Below are 19,693 nucleotides of genomic sequence, written 5' to 3'. Positions count from 1 at the left end.
CGGGGAAACGTCGCCCCGCCCACCGCCCCAACGCACGGTGACGCGACGGCACCCAACCATTTGGCTCTTGTTATGGACGGGTCGGGCTTCGCACCAACGCGCCGCGGACCTTGGTCACGGCTGCCGCCGCCTGAGCCGGCGCCGCCCCGCCGCGGCTGTGCGGTCCCCCTGTGCTCCCCCGCGGCGGACCGACGCCGACCGCACCGTCTCCAGGACTCCGGAATCTAGCATTCCAGTACGCCGGGCCGGGCGCCCACTATGCAACATCATCAGCAGAAATACTGAGTCGAGAACCGGCTTCGGGTTGCCCGCTTCCGAACTGGCATGCTAGAACGCTACTCGGTCGGTCGTTGTGACCTGGCCCTCACGAGAGACGTCCGCGGGATCGCCCGGCCACGGGCGTCCGAGATCAGTCCCAGAAGGTGCAATGGACACGAACGCGAAGATCGCGCCGGAATCCGGCGGAGGCGGCTTCGACACCGATGTGATCGTCGTCGGGCTCGGCCCGGCGGGAGGGACCGCCGCGCTCGCCCTCGCGACCTACGGGGTCCGGGTGCACGCCGTGAGCATGTTCCCCTGGGTCGCCAACTCCCCCCGCGCGCACATCACCAACCAGCGCGCCGTCGAGGTGCTGCGCGACCTCGGCGTGGAGGAGGAGGCCGAGAAGTACGCCACTCCGTGGGACCAGATGGGCGACACGCTGTTCACCACGAGCCTCGCGGGCGAGGAGATCGTCCGGCTGCGGACGTGGGGCACCGGGGACCTGCGGTACGGGGACTACCTCAACGGCAGCCCGTGCTCGATGCTGGACATCCCGCAGCCGCTGATGGAGCCGATCCTCATCAAGAACGCCGCCGAACGCGGCGCCGTGATCAGCTTCAACACCGAGTACCTCTCGCACGTCCAGGACGAGAGCGGCGTCACCGCGACCTTCCGCGATCGACGGACCGGGCGGGAGTTCCGCCAGCGGGCCCGCTACCTGGTCGGTATGGACGGCGCCAGGTCCAAGGTCGCCGAACACATCGGGCTGCCGTTCGAGGGCGAGCTCGCCCGCGCGGGAACCGCGTACATCCTCTTCGACGCGGACCTGAGCCGGTACGTCGCGCACCGCCCGAGCATCCTGCACTGGATCATGAACGCCCAGGCCGGGTTCGGGGAGATCGGCATGGGCCTGCTGCGGGCCATCGAACCGTGGCACCGCTGGATCGCCGGCTGGGGCTTCGACATGGCCGCCGGCGAGCCCGACCTCTCCGACGACGTGGTCGTCGAGCAGATCCGGACCCTGGTCGGCGACCCCGGCCTCGACGTCGACGTGCTCTCCAAGTCGTGCTGGTACGTCAACCAGCAGTACGCCACCGCGTACTCCTCCGGCCGGGTGTTCTGCGGCGGCGACGCGGTGCACCGGCATCCGCCGAGCAGCGGGCTCGGATCGAACACGAGCATGCAGGACGCCTTCAACCTCGCCTGGAAGCTCGCCTTCGTCGTCAAGGGGCACGCCGGGCCGGGGCTTCTCGACTCGTACTCCGGCGAGCGCGTGCCCGTCGGAAAGCAGATCGTGGCCCGCGCCAACCAGTCCCGCAAGGACTACGCCGGGATGCGCGAATGGTTCGACCACGACGCCCCCGACCCCGTGCTCGGCGGGCTCGCCAAGCTCAAGGAGGCGAGCCCCGAAGGCGTCGCGCGGCGGGAGCGGCTGTTCGAGGCGCTCGAGCTGAAGAACACCGAGTTCAACGCGCACGGCGTGGAGCTCAACCAGCGGTACGAGTCGGGTGCCGTCGTGCCCGACCCCGCGGCGGGCGAGGAGGAGTGGCCGCGGGACCGCGAGCTGTACCTGCAGGCCACGACACGCCCCGGAGCGAAGCTGCCGCACGCCTGGCTGGTCGGACCGGACGGCACCCGCGTCTCCACCCTCGACGTCGCCGGCAAGGGCGCCCTCACCCTGATCACGGGGCTGGGCGGGCACGCGTGGAAGGCGGCGGCCGGCAAGCTCGGGCTCCCCTTCCTCCGCACGATCGTCGTCGGCGAGGACGGGATCACCGACCCGTACGGCGACTGGCGCCGGATCCGCGAGGTGCATGAGGCCGGCGCCGTCCTGGTACGCCCCGACGGCTACGTCGCCTGGCGGCACGGCGCCCCCGTCTGGGACGCCGCCGAAGCCCTGCGACTGCTCGAGGACGCCCTCGCGGCCGTCCTCGACCGACCGACCGACTCCCGGAGGGAATCATGAGCACTCGTCCGTACACCAGCGTCTGGAACGACCTCAACCAAGTCGAGTTCAGCCAGGGGTTCCTTCAGGCGGGCCCCTACCGCACCCGCTACCTGCACGCGGGGGACGACTCCAAGCCCGTCCTGCTGCTGCTGCACGGGATCACGGGGCACGCCGAGGCGTACGTGCGCAACCTGGCGGCGCACGCCGAGCACTTCTCGGTGTGGGCCATCGACTTCATCGGGCACGGCTACTCCACCAAGCCCGACCATCCGCTGGAGATCCCGCACTACGTGGACCAGGTCTCGCACGTCCTGGACGCGCTCGGCGCCGGCACCGCGTACCTCAGCGGCGAGTCGCTGGGCGGCTGGGTCACCGCACGGTACGCCATCGACCACGCCGACCGGGTGGAGAAGATCGTGCTCAACACCATGGGCGGCACGATGGCCAACCCGAAGGTCATGGAACGGCTCTACACCCTCTCGATGGAGGCCGCCCAGGATCCGTCCTGGGAGCGTGTCAAGGCCCGGCTGGAGTGGCTGATGGCCGACCCGTCCATGGTCACCGACGACCTGGTCCGGACGCGGCAGGCGATCTTCGAGCAGCCGGACTGGCTCAAGGCGTGCGAGATGAACATGGCGCTGCAGGATCTCGAGACACGGCGCCGCAACATGCTCACCGACGACGACCTGCGCTCGATCGCCGCCGAGGCCCTGGTGGTCTGGACGACCAAGGACCCCTCCGGCCCGGTCGACGAAGGACGCCGGATCGCCTCGCTCATCCCGAACGGCCGGCTCGCCGTGATCGAGAACTGCGGGCACTGGCCCCAGTACGAGGACACCGCCACGTTCGACCGGATCCACCTGGACTTCCTGCTCGGCCGCGCCGGCGAAGGCGGGACGCCATGACTCTCGCGCTGCTCGCCACCAGCCACAGCCCGCTGCTGGAGCACGCCGACCTGGACCCGGCCGTGGCCGCCGAGCTGGACGCCGCGTTCGGCGAGGCGCGCGCGTTCGTCCACGACTTCGACCCCGACATCGTCGTGAACTTCGGGCCCGACCACTACAACGGCTTCTTCTACAGTCTGATGCCGCCGTTCTGCATCGGGTACGCGGCGGAGAGCATCGGCGACTACGGGAGCCCGGCCGGACGCCTGGACGTGCCGGGGGATGTGGCGCGCGAACTGGCCGAAGCGGTCATCGGCGAGGGCATCGACCTCGCGGTCTCGCTCGACATGCGGATCGACCACGGCGCCGTGCAGCCGATGGAGATCCTGTACGGCGACATCACCGCGAAGCCGTTCGTCCCGATCTTCATCAACTCGGTCGCGCCGCCGTTCACGCCGCTGCGGCGCGTCCGGCTCCTCGGCGAGGCCGTCGGCCGGTACCTGCGGACACGGGACGAGAAGATCCTGCTGATCGCCTCGGGCGGGCTGTCGCACGACCCGCCCGTCCCGCGGCTGGCCGACGCCACGCCCGACCAGCGCGAGATGCTGCTCGGGCGGGCCGGTCCGGTGACGCCCGAGGCGCGGCGGGCCCGCCAGCGGCGCGTGATCGACACGGCGCGCGAGTTCGCCGCCGGCACCGCCGCCATCCAGGACCTCGCGCCGGAGTGGGACCGGGAACTGCTGCGCGTACTGGCCTCCGGCGACCTCGCTCCGCTCGACGCGTGGTCGCCGGAGGAGATGACCCGGGTCGCCGGCAACTCCTCGCACGAGGTCCGCTCCTGGATCGCCGGGTACGCGGCGCTCGGCGCGGCCGGCGCTTACACCGTCCGATACGGCTACTACCGCCCGATCAGAGAACTGATCGCGGGCTTCGCCCTCACGACCGTCGCCCTCGCCTGAGCGGCCACGCGGTACCCCACCACCCCGCAGCGACCGGAGATCCCATGCCCAGTCCAGGCCACGCGCCCGCGTCGGCATCGCCGCTGAAAGTCGCCACGGCGAGCTTCATCGGCACCACCGTCGAGTACTACGACTTCTTCATCTACGGGACCGCGGCCGCGCTCGTGTTCCCGAGTCTGTTCTTCCCCGACTCCAGCCCCCTGGTCGGGACGCTGCTGTCCTTCGCCACGCTCGGCGTCGGCTTCCTCGCCCGGCCCGCCGGCGGCGTGCTCTTCGGCCATTTCGGGGACCGCGTCGGCCGGAAGAAGATGCTGGTCATCTCCCTGATCACCATGGGCGCGGCCACGGTTCTGATGGGACTCATGCCGGGCTACGCCCAGATCGGCGTCGCCGCGCCGATCCTGCTGACGCTGCTGCGCCTCGTCCAGGGCTTCGCGGTGGGAGGCGAATGGGGCGGTGCCACGCTGATGGCCGTCGAGCACGCCCCGCCCGGAAAGCGCGGCTTCTACGGGGCGTTCCCGCAGATGGGCGCGCCCGCCGGCGTCGGTCTCGCGACGATCGCCTTCTACCTCGCCTCCCAGCTGAGCAGTGCCCAGTTCGAATCGTGGGGCTGGCGGCTGCCGTTCCTGTTCAGCGCGCTGCTCGTGCTCGTCGGGATGGTGATCCGCTTGACGGTCGCGGAGAGTCCGGAGTTCGAGAAGGTGCGGGCCGGCAACGCGGACGTCAAGCTGCCGATCGCGGAGGCGTTCCGGCGCCACACCAAGGAGATCCTGCTCGTCGCCGGGACGTACCTCAGCCAGGGCGTGTTCGCCTACATCTGCATGTCCTACCTGGTGTCCTACGCGGGCGAGAACGTCGGCATCGAGCGCTCCCACGCGCTCATGGGAGTGTTCGTCGCCGCCGTGGTCGCCGTCGTCCTGTACGCGGTGTGCGGTGCCCTCGCCGACCGGTGGGGCCGCAAGACCATGTACCTCGTCGGCGCGGTCGCCATGCTCGTCACCATCTGGCCCGCGTTCGCGCTGATCAACGCCGGCGGTTCCGTGAACTTCGCCATCGCGCTCGTCCTGGTCTTCGGCATCGCCATGGCACCGGCCGGAGGAGTCACCGGATCGCTGTTCAGCATGATCTTCTCGCCGGAGGTCCGCTACAGCGGCGCGTCGGTCGGCTACACCATCTCCCAGATCTGCGGCGCGGCCTTCGCCCCGATGATCGCCACCGCCCTGTACGCGGTGAACGACTCCAGCGGGCCCGTGGTCGGCTACCTCATGCTGGTCTCCGCCATCTCGGTCGTCTCGGTCCTTCTCCTGCCCGGCAGGCTGGGGCGGGCGGAGTCCTCCGGTCCCGTCGCGGGCGAGCCGGTCCGGGCGTCGGCCTGACCGGTGGTGCGCCGGGCGGCCCGGCCGCCCGGCGCCGTACACTCGGCCCGGTATGAACGAGAGGAACACGTGGTGAGCGGGGCCCCGAACGGCCGCTCGGGACAGCGGCTGGGGCAGGTCGTCCTCGACGAGTTGAAGGAGCGGCTGCTCGACGGTCGGTACGAGGCGGGCGCGCGCCTCTCGATCGAGGAGCTCAAAGCCGAGTTCGGTGTCAGCAAGCAGCCGGTGATGGACGCGCTGCGCCGGCTGGAGACGGTCGGCATCGTGGAGATCATCCCGCAGAGCGGCTGCCGGGTCGCGGTGTACTCCCTCCAGGAGGTGCGGGACTTCTTCAAGCTCTTCGGCCGGTCCGAGGGCGAGCTCGCGGCGGCGGCCGCGGCCCGGCGCACCGACGAGCAGCTCCGGGCCCTGGAGGACGTCTGGCAGCGGACCGAGGATCTGGGCGCCGGCCCCGATCCGGAGACCCGGCGCCGCGGCTACCGGGGCCTGAACCGCGAGTTCCACCTCACCATCCACCGCATGGCGCACTCGCGGATCATGGCCGAGCTGAGCGAACGCATGTGGGACATGTCCGATTTCTTCATCGCCACGTTCGGCAGTGCGCGGCTCATGGCGGACGCGGTGCGCGAGCGCAACCACGACCACGACGTGATCCGCCACGCCATACGCTCCCGGAAGGCCGAGGTCGCCCGAGTCGCGATGGAATCCCACATCGTCGGAACACTCGACCTCTTCACGTAGGACGGCTTCTCGCAGTCGGTCGCGTCTGAGAAGTGGTCTCGTCTCGGCGCGCGCGGGCGCGGTAGGCGCGTTGCCTGCAGCCGGGCGAGCAGTACGTGCGCGGGCGTCCGCGTGCGGGCCGCTCGACGGCGCCTCCGCAGGACGGACAGACCGGCCCGGCCTTTTCGTCACGCACGGCATCCTTCTTTACGTCACGGGCGCGGGCCGCCGCGACGAGATCGGTGCGGGCGCGAGGGCCGAGCGGTGTGCGCGTCTCCAGCTCCGCGTCGAGGTACGAGCACCGGATGATGTCGTCGTCCTCGCACCGCAGGAGATGGTTCAGGTAGTCGCGGGCGGCGGTGAGCCGCTCGACCCGCTCGTCCAGGCGGTCGATCTCGGCGCGCATCGTACGCCGCCAGGTGTCCAGGTCGGCCGTGCCGGACGCCACGACCGCCGCGGCGTCGAGCGGCATCATGCCGACGACGCGGCACAGGTAGGCGAGGCCGAGCCGCCGCAGGTCGTCCTCCCCGTAGAACCGCCTGCCGCCGTGCCGGGCGGTGGGCGCGACCACGCCCTGCCGGTCCCACCAGCGCAGCGTGGACGGCGCCAGCCGGTACAGGGCGGCGGCCTCACCGATCGGGACCGCATCGTCGCTTGACATGAAGACGACTTTAACTCCGAGGATCTCGGTGAGGATAGCCTTCCCTAAGGAACGTATTCGTGACGATCACCGAAACGACGTCGACCCAGGACGCCGAAGATCCCCCGCCGGCACCGCCCCCCGCCCCCGATACCGACACCTCGCGACTCGTGCGGGCGGGCGCGCTGGGACGGCTACTGCGTCCCGTCCGCCCCCACCTGATCGGCTGCACCGTCCTGTCGGCGGTGGGCACGGCCGCCGGGCTGGCCCCCTACATCGCCATCGCCGAGATCGCCCGCGCGGCGCTCGCCGGCGCTCCCGACGTCGCCATCCGGACGTGGGTCGCCGTCGGCGCGGCGGGCGCGGTACTGCGGCTGGTGCTGCTCTTCGCGTCCTCGCGCCTCGGGCACTACGCGGACGCCGCGATCCTGCACCACCTCCGGGTCCGGATCGTCCGGCACCTGGGGCTCCTGCCGCTCGGCTGGTTCCGCGCCGCCGGGTCCGGCCGGGTGAAGAAGGCCATGACCGACGACCTGGAGGAGATGCACCAGCTCATCGCGCACTCGCTCCGGGAACTCGTCGGCGCGGTCACGGCGATGGCGGTCGGACTGGCCTACCTGGTGCTCGTCGACTGGCGGATGGCGCTGGTCACCGCCGCGGTCCCGGCCGCGATGCTGGTCGCCTACCGGGTCTCGATGCGCTCCATGTCCGCTCACCTCGCCCGGCTCGCCGCGGCCACCGGACGCATCAACACCACCGTCGTCGAGTACGCCGACGGGATCACGGTCGTCAAGACGTTCGGCGGCGGCGACACCGGCCTCGGCCGCTTCGGGGAAGCGGTCGCCGAGCACACCGAGGCGATGCGCGTCTGGGTGGCCGAGACCCGGATCAGCTCGGCCCTCTCGCGCCTGCTGGCCTGCGAGCCCGCCGTCCTCGCCGTGGTCCTGGCCGCCGGGGTGCCGCTCGTCGCGTCCGGCGGGCTCCCCGCCGCCGACCTGCTGCCGTTCCTCATCGTCGGGATCGGCCTGCCGACGCCGATCGTCCCGGCCGTCCAGGGCGGCCAGGGCCTGCGGCAGGGACGGATGGCCGCCACCGGCATCGACGCCCTGCTGTCCCGGGAGCCGCTGCCGCGGCCGACCGCGCCGCGGCCCCCGGACGGCCACCGCGTCGAGTTCGACCGCGTGTCCTTCTCCTACGACGGCGTCACCGACGCGATCACCGACGTCACGTTCGTGTGCGAACCGGGCACCGTCACCGCGCTCGTCGGGCCGTCCGGCGCGGGCAAGTCGACCATCGCGAGCCTGCTGCCCCGGTTCTACGACGTGACCGGCGGCGCGATCCGGATCGGCGGCGCCGACCTCCGCGAGATCCCGGCCGAGGCGCTGCTGTCGTCGATGTCGCTGGTGTTCCAGGACGTGGCGCTGCTGCGCGACACCGTCACCGAGAACATCCGCGTGGGACGACCGGACGCCGGCCTCCGGGACGTGCGGCGCGCGGCGGAGGCCGCGCAGATCCACGACGTCGTCGAGCGGCTCCCGGACGGCTACGGCACCGTGCTCGGCACCGACGGCGCCGGGTTGTCGGGCGGCGAGCGCCAGCGGCTGACGATCGCCCGCGCAATCCTGTCGGACGCGCCCATCGTCGTCCTCGACGAAGCCACCGCATCACTCGACCCCGACAGCCAGGACGCCGTCCAGGAGGCCCTGTCCACGCTCGCCGCGGGCAAGACGGTGCTGGTCATCGCCCATCGCCTGAACACCGTCCGGGGCGCCGACCAGATCGTCGTCCTCGACGGCGGGCGCGTCGCCGAGACCGGCGCCCACGACGACCTCATCGCCCGCGACGGGCTGTACGCCCGCATGTGGCGCGCCCAGCGGAACGGAGCCGACACATGATCCGCAAGCTGTACCGGCTGCTGCCGCACCCCGGGCTGATCGCCCGGCTGGGCGCGCTCACCACCGTCCTCGCCGTCCTGCAGGGCCTGCTGCTCGGCGCGCTCGTCCCGATCCTGCGGGCGCTGCTGCGCCCCGAACCGGACGTCGGCGCGGCCGTCCCGTGGCTCGTCGCGGGCGGCGCGGGCCTCGCCGTGTACGCGGTGCTGACCGTGCTGGCCGTCCCGGTCGGCTTCGCCGCCGCCATGCAGATGACGGCCCGGCTGCGGCACCGGCTGATGGAGCACGCGACGACGCTGCCGCTCGGCTGGTTCACGACCGAACGCAAGGCGCGGCTCGCCCGCACGGTCACGACGGACGCCGGCGCCATCGGCACGCTCGCCGTGACGATCGGGCAGCCCGCCCTGACGTCCGTCCTCGTGCCCGCCACCATCGTCGGCGTCACCTGTGCGGTCGACTGGCGGCTCGCGCTGCTGTTCGTCGCCGTCGCGCCGTTCGCGTACGTGACGCTGCGCTGGTCCGGGCGGGTGTCGACCGCCGCGGACGAGGAGCTGCACGCGGCCGCCACCGAGATCGCGGGCCGCGCGATCGAGATCGGCCAGGCGCAGCCCGTGCTGCGCGCCGCGGGCCGCGGGGGGACGGGCGGCGACCGGATGCGCGAGGCCCTCGACGAGCACCGCAGCAGCTACCGGCGCGGCCTCAACCGAGCGATGCTCCCCGACCTCGGGTTCACCGGCGTGGTCATGGCCGGGTTCGTCGCCGTCCTGGTGCTCGGCGCGCACCTTCTGGTCTCCGGGGGCCTCGGCGTCCCCGACACCGTCGCACTGCTCGTCCTCGCCGTCCGGTTCCTGGAGCCGCTCGGCACGCTGATCGAACTGGACGGGGCGCTGCGGGCGATGGTGAACAACGTCGGCCGGGTGGAAGCCGTCCTGAACGCGCCCGCCCTGCCGCGGGCCCCGCACCCCGTGCGGCGCGCCGCGGACGCCTCCATCGAGTTCGACGACGTCACCTTCGCCTACGGGGACCCCTCGGCGCCCGCGTTGTCCGGCGTCTCGTTCCGCTGCCCCGCCGGGAGCACCACCGCGCTCGTCGGACCGTCCGGATCGGGCAAGACGACCGTGACGCGGCTCGTCGCACGGTTCCACGACACCGGCTCCGGGCACGTCCGGGTCGGCGGCCGGGACGTCCGCGAGTACGACCACGCCGCCCTGCTCGACGACATCGCGATCGTGTTCCAGGACGTGTACCTGTTCGACACGACGATCGAGGAGAACCTGCTGCTGGCCCGCCCGGACGCCACCCGCGCCGACCTCGACGCCGCCGCCCGCGAGGCCCGCCTGGACGAGGTCGTCGACCGGCTCCCGGACGGCTGGGCCACGCGCGTCGGCGAGGGCGGCGCGCAGCTGTCCGGCGGCGAGCGGCAGCGCGTGTCCATCGCCCGCGCGTTCCTCAAGCGCGCCCGGATCGTCCTCGTCGACGAGGCCGCGTCCGCGCTCGACCCGGAGAGCGAGAGCGCGGTCGGGCAGGCCATCGGGCGCCTCGCCCGCGACTCGGACCGCACCGTCATCGTGATCGCGCACCGGCCCGCCACGCTGGCCGCCGCCGACCACGTCGTCGCCCTGGACGGCGGCCGGGTCACCGAGACCGGGCGTCCGGTGGACCTGCGGGCCGCCGGGGGTGCCTTCGCCCGGCTCTTCGACCAGTACGAGCGAACGCAGAGCTGGCGCATCACCTCGTCCGGTCCCCCGGCGCCGCACGCGTGACCGCGCCCCACCGCGCCGGCACCGCCCGGTGTGCGCCCGCACCCCGCGGGCGCACCCTGGCGGTCGTCGGCGCCCTCTACCTGGTCGCCAACACGGGGTACTCGTTCTTCTTCCTCGCCCTCGGCACGATCCTGCTTTCGCGGGACGTGCCGCTCGGAGCCGTCGCCGCGATCAACATGCTCGGCGCGGTGTACTTCCTGCGGTTCCTCACGGCCCCGATCATCGACCGCGCCCGCCCGTCCGGGTTCGGCCGCTACCGGGGCTGGCTGCTGCTGACGCAGCCGCCGCTGATCGCGACCCTGGCCGCACTCGCCGCGCTCGACCCGGTCGCCGACCTGCCGCTGACGCTCGCGCTGACGATCGTCTTCCTGGGGTTGTCGGTGTTCCACGACACGGCGCTGAACGGGCTGGCGGTACGGCTCCTTCGGCGCGGCGAGCACGGAGTCGGCAACGGCGTGCAGATGGCGTCGGCCTCCGCGTCACTCCTCATCGGCTCCAGCGGCGCCCTGCTGCTGTACGCGCACGCGGGCTGGACCGTCACGCTCCTCGCGCTCGCCGCCGTCCACCTCGTCCCCTTCGCCGTCCTCACCCGCATCCGCGAACCGCCCGAACCGGACGGCCGAGCGGCCGCGGCACCGAGGGTGCTCGGCGCACTGTTCCGGGACCGCCGGGCCGCCGCGTGGGCGCTGCTGGTGATCCCGGTCTTCGCCGTCAGCGAGTGGCTCGCGACGGCCGTCCAGCCCGCCATGCTGCTGTCCGCCGGGTGGTCCACCGACCGCATCGCGCTGGCCACGTCCGCGGCGACCGGCGCCCAGGTCGTCGCGGCGCTCGCCACCGGCGCGGCCGTCGGCCGGTACGGACGGACACGTCCCGCCCTCGTCACGGGGGTGCTCGGCATCGCCGGGGTCGCCGCCCTCCTCCCCCTCGCCGCCGGGCACGCCCCCCTCGTGCCGACGCTCGCCGCCATGACCGTCGTCTCGATCGTCTACGGGGCGAAGGTCACCTGGATCGCCGCGACGTCCATGGCGCTCGCCCGTCCCGCGTCCGCGGCGACCGACTACAGCGTCCCGATGGCGATCGAGGGCATTTTCGTCACCGTCGCAAGCTCGGCGGCCCTGGCCCTCGCCGCCGCCACCGGATTCACGTGGACCGTCGCGCTCGCGGCCGTCCTGGCCGTCGCCGGAGCCGTCGTCGCCCCTCGCTGGCGCACCACGTGACCCCCGCGGCCGGGCCGCCGCCAAGCGCGGCACCGTTCGGTCGCCGCGACGACATCCCCGGCGTCGCGTGGCCGGGACACCGGTCGCTGCCCGGCGGTTCGGCCGGGCCTGGCGTGAGTCAGGATGCGGCGCGCTGCTGCTTGAGGCGGAGTTCCTCCTTGCGGACCTCGGCCTGGACGGCCTGCTCGCGTTCCAGCCAGTCGGGCCTTTCGGCCTTCAGGTTCTCGATCTCGGCCGTGGTGAGGGGGCCCGTGATACCGGCGCGGGCCAGCCCCGAGATGGAGACGCGGAGCTTGGCGGCGACGACCTGGCGGGGGTGGGGGCCCTCACGGCGCAGGTCCGCCAGCCAGGAGGGCGGGTCGGCTTGGAGCGCGTTCAATTCGTCCCGGGAGACGGGACCTTCCTGGAACTCGGCGGGTGCTGCCGACAGCAGGATCCCCAGCTTCTTGGCCGCGGTCGCGGACTTCATGGTCTGCGGGGTCTTTGTTTTGGACGTGCCCATGACCTCAAGGGTAGCCAGCGGGAGGGGACCGTCTGGACGTGACTAGGGTGGCGGAGTGACCGATAGCGAGTTCCGGCTGGCCTACGTGCCGGGCGTGACGCCCGGGAAGTGGGCCGGGGTGTGGGCCGAGCGGGTCCGGGAGGTGCCGCTTCGCCTGCTGCAGACGCCGGCGACCGAGGTCGTCCCCCTGCTGCGGAACGGTGGCGTGGACGCGGCGTTCGTACGCCTGCCCGTCGACCGCGAGGGGCTCCACGTGATCCCGCTGTACCTGGAGACGACCGTGGTGGTGGTGCCGAAGGACCACGCGGTGGCCGCGGTGGAGGAGGTGGAGCTCGCCGATCTCGCCGACGAGGACGTGTTCGAGCCCCTCGACGACGTGCTGACCTGGGACGACCGCCCGGGGCAGCCTGCCTTCACCCGTCCCGAGAGCACCGCCGGCGCGATCGGGTTGGTGGCGTCGGGAACCGGCGTCCTGCTGCTCCCGCAGTCCCTGGCCCGCCTCCACCACCGCAGAGACCTCACCTACCGGACCGTGACCGACGCCCCCCAGTCCCGGATCGGTCTGGCCTGGCTCGATGCCGAGACGACCGACCTCATGGAGGAACTGATCGGCATCGTCCGCGGCCGCACCCCCAACAGCTCCCGTGGCCGCAATCCCCAGCAGCCCGCCCGTAAGAAGCCGCCGCAACAGCGCCCCGCCTCCAAGCACCGCCGCCAGAAGCGGCGCCGGAGGTGACGAGAGCTCCGTAGTTCCGGGGTTCGAGTCTGCGCGGTTCGCTCGCCGGTCGGGAGCGCGGGCGGCCGTTACCCGGTCGCTTCTTCGACCAGGCTGCCGTACAGATGCGGGTGGCGCTTGGCCAGCGGATCGAGGTGGTGACCCATCATCTTGTCGTTGGACTCCCGCAGGTCGAGCTCCAAGACGAGCTGCTCCTCGAACCCGGGGCGCGTCCAGTAGCCGGTCGGGTAGCGCATCACCGCGATCGGCTGTCCCGGAACGAAGTCGTCGGCGCGCAGTACCTGGCTGCCCAGCCCGGCGGGGTCGTCCAACCGGTTGACCGACACCAGGTGGACGCGGTTCTCCTCGGTGCGCTCGGTCGCGGCGACGTGCATGGCCTCGGGCGTGCCCCACGCGGTGGGATGGACGATCAGCTCGGCGCCCTCCAGCGCGAGGGCACGGGCGATCTCCGGCACCCACACCTCGTCGCCGATCATGAAGCCGAGCCGTCCGATCGGGGTGTCGGCGACCGTCAGGGAATCGCCGGGCGCCGCCCACACGCGGTCGCCGTCGGTCAGGTGCGTCTTGCGGTAGCGGTGGACGGTCGCGCCGGTGTCGTCGACCAGGTGGACGGTCGAGTGGTACCCCTCGCCGGACTCCTCGACGAGGTCGACGGCCACCCAGATCTTCGCCTCCGCGCAGGCGGCCGCGATGCGCGCCAGGACGTCCCGGGACACCGCCGCGGCGCGGGCCGGGTCGGCCGCCACCTCGCCGGACTCGAAGCAGAAGAGCTCGGGCAGCACGCCGAGCCGGGCGCCGGACCGGGCCGCGTGGGAGATCTGCCCGAGCGCGCGGCGCACCGTCCACTCGGTGTTGCGGGAGAAGCTGACCTGCATGATCGCGACCGGCAGCGGCCGGGGCGGCATGTCCGCCGGGGCCGGACCGTACATGGCGGCGGCCGGGACCTCGTCCAGTGGGCGGGCCAGCGGGGCGTACAGGTCCGGGCGCCGCCACGCGAACAGGTCGGCGACCCCGGGCATCCGCTTGTCGCGGGCCGCGGCGGGTTCGATGTCGGCCGTCACGAGGCCGGGCTCGGCCTCGCCCGCGTCGGCGACCCGGGTCCCGTCCGGGGCGACGATCTGGCTGCCGCCCATCCAGGGCCACTCGTGTTCGGGACCCCCGACGGTGTTGGCCGCGACGTGCCACACGCGGTTCTCCATCGCGCGCAGCGGCACGTGGACGCGGAACTCGTCCGGGCCCCGGGAGTTCAGCGAGTTGCAGAGGATCTCCGCGCCGAGCAGCGCGAGCGCCCGCGGGGTGTCGGGGACGATGCCGTCCGCGCACAGCAGCAGGCCGATCCGGCCGAGCGCGGTGTCGTGGACCTCGTACGGCTCGTCGCCCGGCTCGAACAGCGTGTACTCGTAGTCCCAGAGGACGTGCTTGTTGTGGACGCCGATGACCTCGCCGTCCGGGCCGATGAGCACGGACGCGATGTGCACGACCGGCTCGGCGGCGCCGCGCAGGTCGACGCCCGCCGCGATGTGGACGCCGAGGTCGGCGGCGGTGGCGCGCAGCCCCGTCACGAACGGTCCCGACAGCTCCTCGCTGCGCGCCCAGCATTCGGCTCGGTCGGCGTAGTCGCGGACCCGGTTGGCGTTCTCCGGGAGGACGACCAACTGCGCGCCCGCGGCGGCGGCGCGGCGCACGTACTCCCTGCACAGCGCCAGGTTCTCGACGGGGTCGGTCCCGGAGAAGAACTGGGCGGCGGCGACGCGGATCTTCGTCATGGTGGTGCTCCTCTCGTCGTGGGGCGGCCGGTCAGAGGGTCGCCAGCAGGCGGCCCGCGCCGGGGATCCGGTCCCCGATCCCGTTGGTGCGGTAGGCGTGCCAGAGGGTCGCGGCGTTGATCGCGACCACGGGCTTGCCGAGCTCCTCTTCCAGTTCGGCCGCGACTCCCATGACCGGCAGGTTCGTGCCCGCCTGGACGAGGGCCTCCACGTCCGGTCCGTCCACCTCGGCGAACGCGGCGCGCAGCTCGTCCCGGGTGACGCCGGCGATGGACGTCGCGGACGCGCACTTCAGGCCGCGGACGCCGGCCACCTCGTGGCCGAGTTCGGTGAAGAACCGGCGGACCTGCTCGTCGGCGACGGGCTGGTACGGGGTGACGACGCCGATGCGGGAGACGCCCAGCCGGGCCAGCGCCGCCCGGCACGCGGACGCGCCGGTCGTGACGTCCAGCCCGGACAGGTCGCGGATGAGGCGTTCGAACTCGGCGTTGCCGTCCACGCCGCCCCAGAAGGTCTCCGCGCTCATGCCCATGATGAGGTGGTCGGGTTCGCAGGTGAGCACCGACTCCACGGCCTTGCCGATCTCGGCGCGCAGCTCGGTGAGGAACGTCCGGAAGCTCGCGTCGTCGTCGAGCGCCGCGTTGCGGATGAGGATCCGCCCGGCGTGGAAGGACACGCCGTCCGCGCGGTGGCGGTAGTACTCGTCCTCCACGACGGTGTTGGTGGACGGGACGATCACGCCGAAGACGCGGCGGTCGGCGAGCACGGTGGTCATGGAGTCCTCTCCTCGGCTGGCGGTCGGTCGGGGAAGCGGGCGGCCAGCCCGGGCAGGCCGAGCAGGTCGTTGAAGTCGGTCCAGGTCATCGCGGGGTCGGGGGCGCGGCCGTGGCGCAGGATGCTCCGGTAGGCGGTGCGCATGGCCGCGGCGCCGGCGAGCGCCGCCGCGACCGGGTACAGCAGGAGCCGGCCGCCGGCGCGGCCGAGGACGTCGGCCGGGTCGGCGGCGGGCCCGGCCGCCGAGCAGTTCACCACGAGCGGGAGCCCGCGGGCCGCGTCCCGGACCCGGCGCAGCAGCTCGGCGTCCACGACGCCCTCCGCCATGATCGCGTCGGCTCCGGCGGCGGCGAACGCGGCGACCCGGCGGAGCATCTCGTCGGGCCCCGCGGCCCGCAGCGCGTCCGTCCTGGCGATCACCACCAGGCGGCGGCGCACCGAGACGGCCGCGTCGAGCCGGGCCAGCGCCACGGGAAGGCCGACCACCTCGACGCCGGGTTCGTGGCCGCAGCGCTTCGGCTGCACCTGGTCCTCCAGGTGCAGGGCGGCGGCTCCCTCCCGCTCGTAGCGGCGGACGGTCTCGGCGACCTGCGGCGGGTCCCCGTAGCCGGTGTCGGCGTCGGCGACGATCGGCACGCCGGTGCCCGCGACGACGCGCCGCAGGGCGGCGAGCATGTCGCTCGCGCCGGTGAAGCCGAGGTCCGGCAGCCCGAGTTCGCTCGCGCCGACGAGTGCGCCGGACAGATGCACCGCCTCGAAGCCCGCGGCCTCGGCGAGCCGCGCGCTCAGCGCGTCGTGGCATCCGGCGGCCAGGACCGGCGGCCCGGAGTTCAGCGAGCCGCGCAGCCGGTCGGCGGGATGGGTGTCCGCGGTGCTCACGATCCGCTCCCCGTCCACGCGGCGGCGATGTCGGCGCTGGTGCGGACGTCCCCGTACTTGGTGTCGATGTCGAACAGGGCGGCGTCGTGGGGGCGCGGGTCGCGGTCGGCGACGGCGTCGGCCGCGACGGCCGCACGGAACCCGTGGCTCAGCGCGTCGACGACCGTGGCCCGCACGCAGCCGCTGGTGCTGACACCGGTGACCACCACCGAATCCACCCCCTGGGCGTGCAGGGTCGCCGCCAGTGACGTTCCGAAGAACGCGCTGGGGTACTGCTTGCGGACGGTGAGGTCGCCTTCCCTCGGGACGAGTTCGGCGGGCGGCAGAGCCAGGGGGGACCCTTCGTCGAACAGCCGGAGGGCGGGCACCTTGCGGTAGAACCAGCCGCCGTCCGCGCCGCCCGGCGTGTACGAGACGTAGGTGAAGACCACCGGGTGCCCTTGGGCGCGGGCGTGCTCCGCCAGCGTGACGACGCGTTCCAGCGCGGCCGGTGCGGCGGGCGCGAAGAGCGGGCTGCCCGGGTCGAGGTAGGCGCGGACCAGGTCGACGACGAGCAGGGCCGGACGGGCGCCGAGGCCGAGGCGTCCGCCGAATCCGGCCTCGCGGTAGTCGTCGGCGAGCGGCCGGCCGGTCGCGGAGTCAGACATCGATCTGGATCGCCGCGCGCTCGGCCAGGATCGGAGCGACGAGGTCCGCGACGAGTGCGCGGTGCGCGGGGTGCCGCTGGTAGGCGTGCCAGCCGTCCGCGTCGTCGAAGTCGAGGACGGCCGCGAAGTCGTGGCCGTTCTCGCCGAGGGCGAGGTCCGGTCCGCAGGAGAGCGCGCGGATCTGGCCGATCGCGGCGGGCAGCGCGCGGAAGGCGTCCGCGGCGGCCGCCCGCTGCGCTTCGGTGGCCTCGGGGCTCCAGCGGAGCAGAATGATGTGTCGCAGCATGGCGACGTCCCTCCGGGCTCTTTCATCGAAACGATGCACCCGGCTACCACATTGTGAGAGAGTAGTTTTCGCTATGTGAGGCACGGTAGGTCCGGAGTCCGTGCCCCGTCAAGCCACAGGCGCCCCCCGACGAGGAGACGACATGCCAGAGCCCGCTCGCAGGCGCAGCGGTGCCGAGAGCGCCCGCAAGGTTCTTCAGATCCTCCTGGAGTTCGACGAGGAGCGCCCCACCCGCGGCGCCGCCGACCTGGCCGCCGCCCTCGACATGCCCAGCAGTTCGATGTACCGCTACCTGTCGGTGCTGCGCGAGACCGGCATGATCGAGGAGGTCGGGACGGGCGAGTACCGCCTGTCGTGGGTGTTCGTCCGGCTGGCCGGGGCCGCCCGGGCGGGCGGGCGGAGCCTGGAGGACACGGCGCGCCCCGTACTGGAGTCGATCGTGGAGGACTGCGGCGAGACCGCGCTGCTGATCAAGCGGATCGGGTGGAGCGCCGTGTGCGTCGACCGCGTCGACTCCCCGCACCACGTGCGCCTGCAGTTCACCCCCGGCGAGCCGATGAGCCTGCACGAGGGGTCGGCGGCGCGCGTCCTGCTCGCCTCCATGCCGGCGACCGAGCGGCGGCGCTACCTGGCGTCGGCCCCGGAGCTGACCGAGCCCGTCCGCGACCAGCTCGAGACCGACGTGGAGACCATCGGCCGGATCGGCTGGACGGAGAGCTTCGGCGAGGTCGACGACGGCATCTGGGGCGTCTCGGCGGCGATCCGCGACCAGGGGCGCGTGGTGGCGGCGCTCGGCGTCGCCGGACCGCTGTACCGCCTCCAGCAGAACGACCGGGCCAGGATCATCCAGCTCGTGATCTCCGGCGCGGAGGAGATCACCGGCGCCCTCGACCGGGCCTGAGGCCGCTTCCGCCGGGCGGCGGACCGCCCTTCCTTCGGCGTCGATCACGGCGCCGCTCGTCTCACACTGCGAGATGAGCGGCGCCGTTTTCCTGTTTCCCGGACGGTCTCGCGTGCCGCGAAACCCCGATGCCGTCGGCCTTTTGCGCGTCCGACCATTGCTTCGTCGCAAACTCCGCGACCGGGAAGCATTGACAACCGTCACAGGGAAGCCTTTAGCTTCTTCCACATCCTGAGTACGCGGTTACCGCATTGTGAGAGATGCGACCATTCTGGAGGGAACCCGTGCTTGTCGGCCAGAACGATCCGCCGCGCGACACCGAGGCCGATGTCGCGATCGTCGGATTCGGCCCCGTGGGTGCCACCGCGGCCCTCGCCCTCGCCCGCGCCGGGCTGCGCGTCGTGGTCCTCGAGGAGACCGGACGCGAGGCGGCGGCGCGCGAGGACCTGAGCGAGTCCCGCGCCTCCACGTTCCATCCCCCCACCCTGGAGATCCTGGACGACCTGGGCGTGGCCGACGAGCTGCACGAGGCCGGGCTCATCGCGGACACCTACCAGTACCGGGACCGCGCCGACGGCCTCGTCGCGCACTTCGACCTGGCCAGCATCAAGGACGACACCCGCTTCCCCTACCGGCTGCAGAGCGAGCAGCGCAATCTCGTCCGCATCATCGGCCGCCGCCTCGCCGGCATCCCGAACGCGCGCCTCGTCCACGAAGCGCGGGTGACCTCCGTCGACCCCGGAAACGGCGGCGCCGACTCCCGCGCGACGGTCGTCCTGGACGGCGGGGCCCGGTGCCGCGCCCGCTGGGTGATCGCCGCCGACGGCGCGCACAGCGCCGTCCGGCGCGACCTCGGCATCGAGTTCCCCGGCATCACCTACCCCGAGCGGTTCCTCGTCGTCTCCACCACCGACGACTTCGCCGAGCTCGTCCCGGGCATCGGTGCGGTCAACTACATCTCCGACCCCCGCGAATGGCTGGTGCTGCTGCGCACCCCGCTGCACTGGCGGGCGCTGTTCCCGATCCCGGAGGCGGAGGCGGACGGCGGCGCCCTCGACCCCGGCGCGATCCAGCGGCGGCTGCAGGGAATCGCACCGCTGGAACGCGGCTACACGATCGCGCACGCCCGGATCTACCGAGTCCACCAGCGGATCGCCGAACGGTTCCGGCGCGGGCGGGTCCTGCTCGCCGGGGACGCGGCCCACATCAACAACCCGCTCGGCGGCCTCGGCATGAACAGCGGCATCCACGACGCCGCCGCGGCCGCCGCCGCCGTCACCGCCGCCCTGCGCGGCGACACCGGACCCGTCGACGCCTACGAGAAACTCCGCCGCGACGTCGCCCACGACTACGTGCGGACCGTCACCCACGAGAACTGGGAGTCCCTCCAGGAGGAGGACCCCGAGGAGCGGCGCCGACGCGCCGACCACATGCGCCGCACCGCGGCCGACCCCGCGCTCGCCCGCGCCCACCTGCTGCGCAGCTCGATGCTCGCGGTGGGCGAGCCCGAGCGCACCGCCGGCTGACCGTCCGGCACCGGAC

The 19,693-nt window shown here is 72.9% G+C and carries 18 protein-coding genes; 11 read left to right on the top strand and 7 right to left on the bottom strand.

The window, feature by feature from the left end; translation table 11 throughout:
* The first annotated feature begins 427 nt into the window (after window positions 1-427).
* The 5 genes from H505_RS0120230 (at window position 428) to H505_RS0120210 (ending at window position 6,169) form a co-directional block, all read left to right on the top strand.
* Window positions 428-2,227: an FAD-dependent monooxygenase gene (locus tag H505_RS0120230; protein ID WP_051300934.1), complete on the top strand. Its 1,800-nt coding sequence runs from the start codon at window positions 428-430 to the stop codon at window positions 2,225-2,227.
* Window positions 2,224-3,114: an alpha/beta fold hydrolase gene (locus H505_RS0120225; RefSeq protein WP_026403434.1), complete on the top strand. Its 891-nt coding sequence runs from the start codon at window positions 2,224-2,226 to the stop codon at window positions 3,112-3,114. Before H505_RS0120230 ends, H505_RS0120225 begins: the two co-directional genes overlap by 4 nt.
* Window positions 3,111-4,052 (top strand): 3-carboxyethylcatechol 2,3-dioxygenase, encoded by a 942-nt coding sequence (locus H505_RS0120220; RefSeq protein ID WP_026403433.1) that lies wholly within the window; start codon window positions 3,111-3,113, stop codon window positions 4,050-4,052. Before H505_RS0120225 ends, H505_RS0120220 begins: the two co-directional genes overlap by 4 nt.
* Before the next feature lie 44 nt (window positions 4,053-4,096).
* Window positions 4,097-5,428, top strand: a complete 1,332-nt coding sequence (locus H505_RS43205; RefSeq protein ID WP_034518846.1) for an MFS transporter — start codon at window positions 4,097-4,099, stop codon at window positions 5,426-5,428.
* A gap of 72 nt (window positions 5,429-5,500) precedes the next feature.
* Window positions 5,501-6,169 carry a GntR family transcriptional regulator gene (locus tag H505_RS0120210; protein ID WP_199747541.1) on the top strand — a complete coding sequence of 223 codons (669 nt, stop codon included), beginning with the start codon at window positions 5,501-5,503 and terminating at the stop codon, window positions 6,167-6,169.
* Here H505_RS0120210 and H505_RS43200 read toward each other — a convergent pair.
* Window positions 6,162-6,809, bottom strand: a complete 648-nt coding sequence (locus H505_RS43200) for a MerR family transcriptional regulator (RefSeq protein WP_051300933.1) — start codon at window positions 6,807-6,809, stop codon at window positions 6,162-6,164. The two genes, H505_RS0120210 and H505_RS43200, sit on opposite strands and share 8 nt — an antisense overlap.
* 59 nt (window positions 6,810-6,868) lie before the next feature.
* Here H505_RS43200 and H505_RS0120200 point away from each other — a divergent pair, with 59 nt between their 5' ends.
* Genes H505_RS0120200 through H505_RS0120190 form a run of 3 tightly spaced genes read left to right on the top strand, consistent with a single transcriptional unit; the run spans window position 6,869 to window position 11,660 of the window.
* Window positions 6,869-8,683: an ABC transporter ATP-binding protein gene (locus tag H505_RS0120200; RefSeq protein WP_245592579.1), complete on the top strand. Its 1,815-nt coding sequence runs from the start codon at window positions 6,869-6,871 to the stop codon at window positions 8,681-8,683.
* A complete protein-coding gene (locus H505_RS0120195; RefSeq protein WP_026403430.1) occupies window positions 8,680-10,443 on the top strand; it encodes an ABC transporter ATP-binding protein in 1,764 nt (587 codons plus the stop codon). The genes H505_RS0120200 and H505_RS0120195 overlap by 4 nt, the downstream gene beginning before the upstream one ends.
* On the top strand, window positions 10,440-11,660 hold the full coding sequence (locus tag H505_RS0120190; protein WP_026403429.1) for an MFS transporter: 1,221 nt from the start codon (window positions 10,440-10,442) through the stop codon (window positions 11,658-11,660). Before H505_RS0120195 ends, H505_RS0120190 begins: the two co-directional genes overlap by 4 nt.
* 118 nt (window positions 11,661-11,778) lie before the next feature.
* Here the strand turns inward: H505_RS0120190 and H505_RS0120185 are convergent, their stop codons facing one another.
* Entirely contained in the window at window positions 11,779-12,162 is a 384-nt protein-coding gene (locus H505_RS0120185; protein WP_026403428.1) for a DUF5997 family protein, read from the bottom strand.
* 55 nt (window positions 12,163-12,217) lie between these two features.
* On the opposite strand from H505_RS0120185, the gene H505_RS0120180 reads away from it, so the two are divergent.
* Entirely contained in the window at window positions 12,218-12,898 is a 681-nt protein-coding gene (locus tag H505_RS0120180) for a LysR family substrate-binding domain-containing protein (RefSeq protein ID WP_026403427.1), read from the top strand.
* Window positions 12,899-12,966: 68 nt separating this feature from the next.
* Here H505_RS0120180 and H505_RS47865 read toward each other — a convergent pair whose 3' ends face one another.
* The 5 genes from H505_RS47865 to H505_RS0120155 are packed head-to-tail and all read right to left on the bottom strand — an operon-like array spanning window position 12,967 to window position 17,250.
* Window positions 12,967-14,664 carry a carbon-nitrogen hydrolase family protein gene (locus H505_RS47865; RefSeq protein ID WP_051300932.1) on the bottom strand — a complete coding sequence of 566 codons (1,698 nt, stop codon included), beginning with the start codon at window positions 14,662-14,664 and terminating at the stop codon, window positions 12,967-12,969.
* A gap of 31 nt (window positions 14,665-14,695) precedes the next feature.
* A complete protein-coding gene (locus H505_RS0120170; RefSeq protein ID WP_026403426.1) occupies window positions 14,696-15,439 on the bottom strand; it encodes a maleate cis-trans isomerase family protein in 744 nt (247 codons plus the stop codon).
* Entirely contained in the window at window positions 15,436-16,317 is an 882-nt protein-coding gene (locus tag H505_RS43190) for an isocitrate lyase/PEP mutase family protein (protein WP_034518950.1), read from the bottom strand. The genes H505_RS0120170 and H505_RS43190 overlap by 4 nt, the downstream gene beginning before the upstream one ends.
* Window positions 16,314-16,964: an isochorismatase family protein gene (locus H505_RS0120160; RefSeq protein WP_026403425.1), complete on the bottom strand. Its 651-nt coding sequence runs from the start codon at window positions 16,962-16,964 to the stop codon at window positions 16,314-16,316. Before H505_RS0120160 ends, H505_RS43190 begins: the two co-directional genes overlap by 4 nt.
* Entirely contained in the window at window positions 16,957-17,250 is a 294-nt protein-coding gene (locus tag H505_RS0120155) for a Dabb family protein (protein ID WP_026403424.1), read from the bottom strand. Before H505_RS0120155 ends, H505_RS0120160 begins: the two co-directional genes overlap by 8 nt.
* 142 nt (window positions 17,251-17,392) lie before the next feature.
* Here H505_RS0120155 and H505_RS0120150 point away from each other — a divergent pair, with 142 nt between their 5' ends.
* Together H505_RS0120150 and H505_RS0120145 are read left to right on the top strand one after the other, a co-directional pair.
* Window positions 17,393-18,151, top strand: coding sequence for an IclR family transcriptional regulator (locus H505_RS0120150; RefSeq protein WP_026403423.1), 759 nt, complete (start codon window positions 17,393-17,395; stop codon window positions 18,149-18,151).
* Between the two features lie 284 nt (window positions 18,152-18,435).
* A complete protein-coding gene (locus tag H505_RS0120145; RefSeq protein WP_051300930.1) occupies window positions 18,436-19,677 on the top strand; it encodes an FAD-dependent oxidoreductase in 1,242 nt (413 codons plus the stop codon).
* Window positions 19,678-19,693 lie beyond the last annotated feature (16 nt).

Source organism: Actinomadura rifamycini DSM 43936 (assembly GCF_000425065.1).
GTDB classification, from domain to species: domain Bacteria; phylum Actinomycetota; class Actinomycetes; order Streptosporangiales; family Streptosporangiaceae; genus Spirillospora; species Spirillospora rifamycini.
The sequence above is the reverse complement of the archived record's forward strand: the minus strand, read 5'-3'. Positions and strand labels throughout refer to the sequence as shown.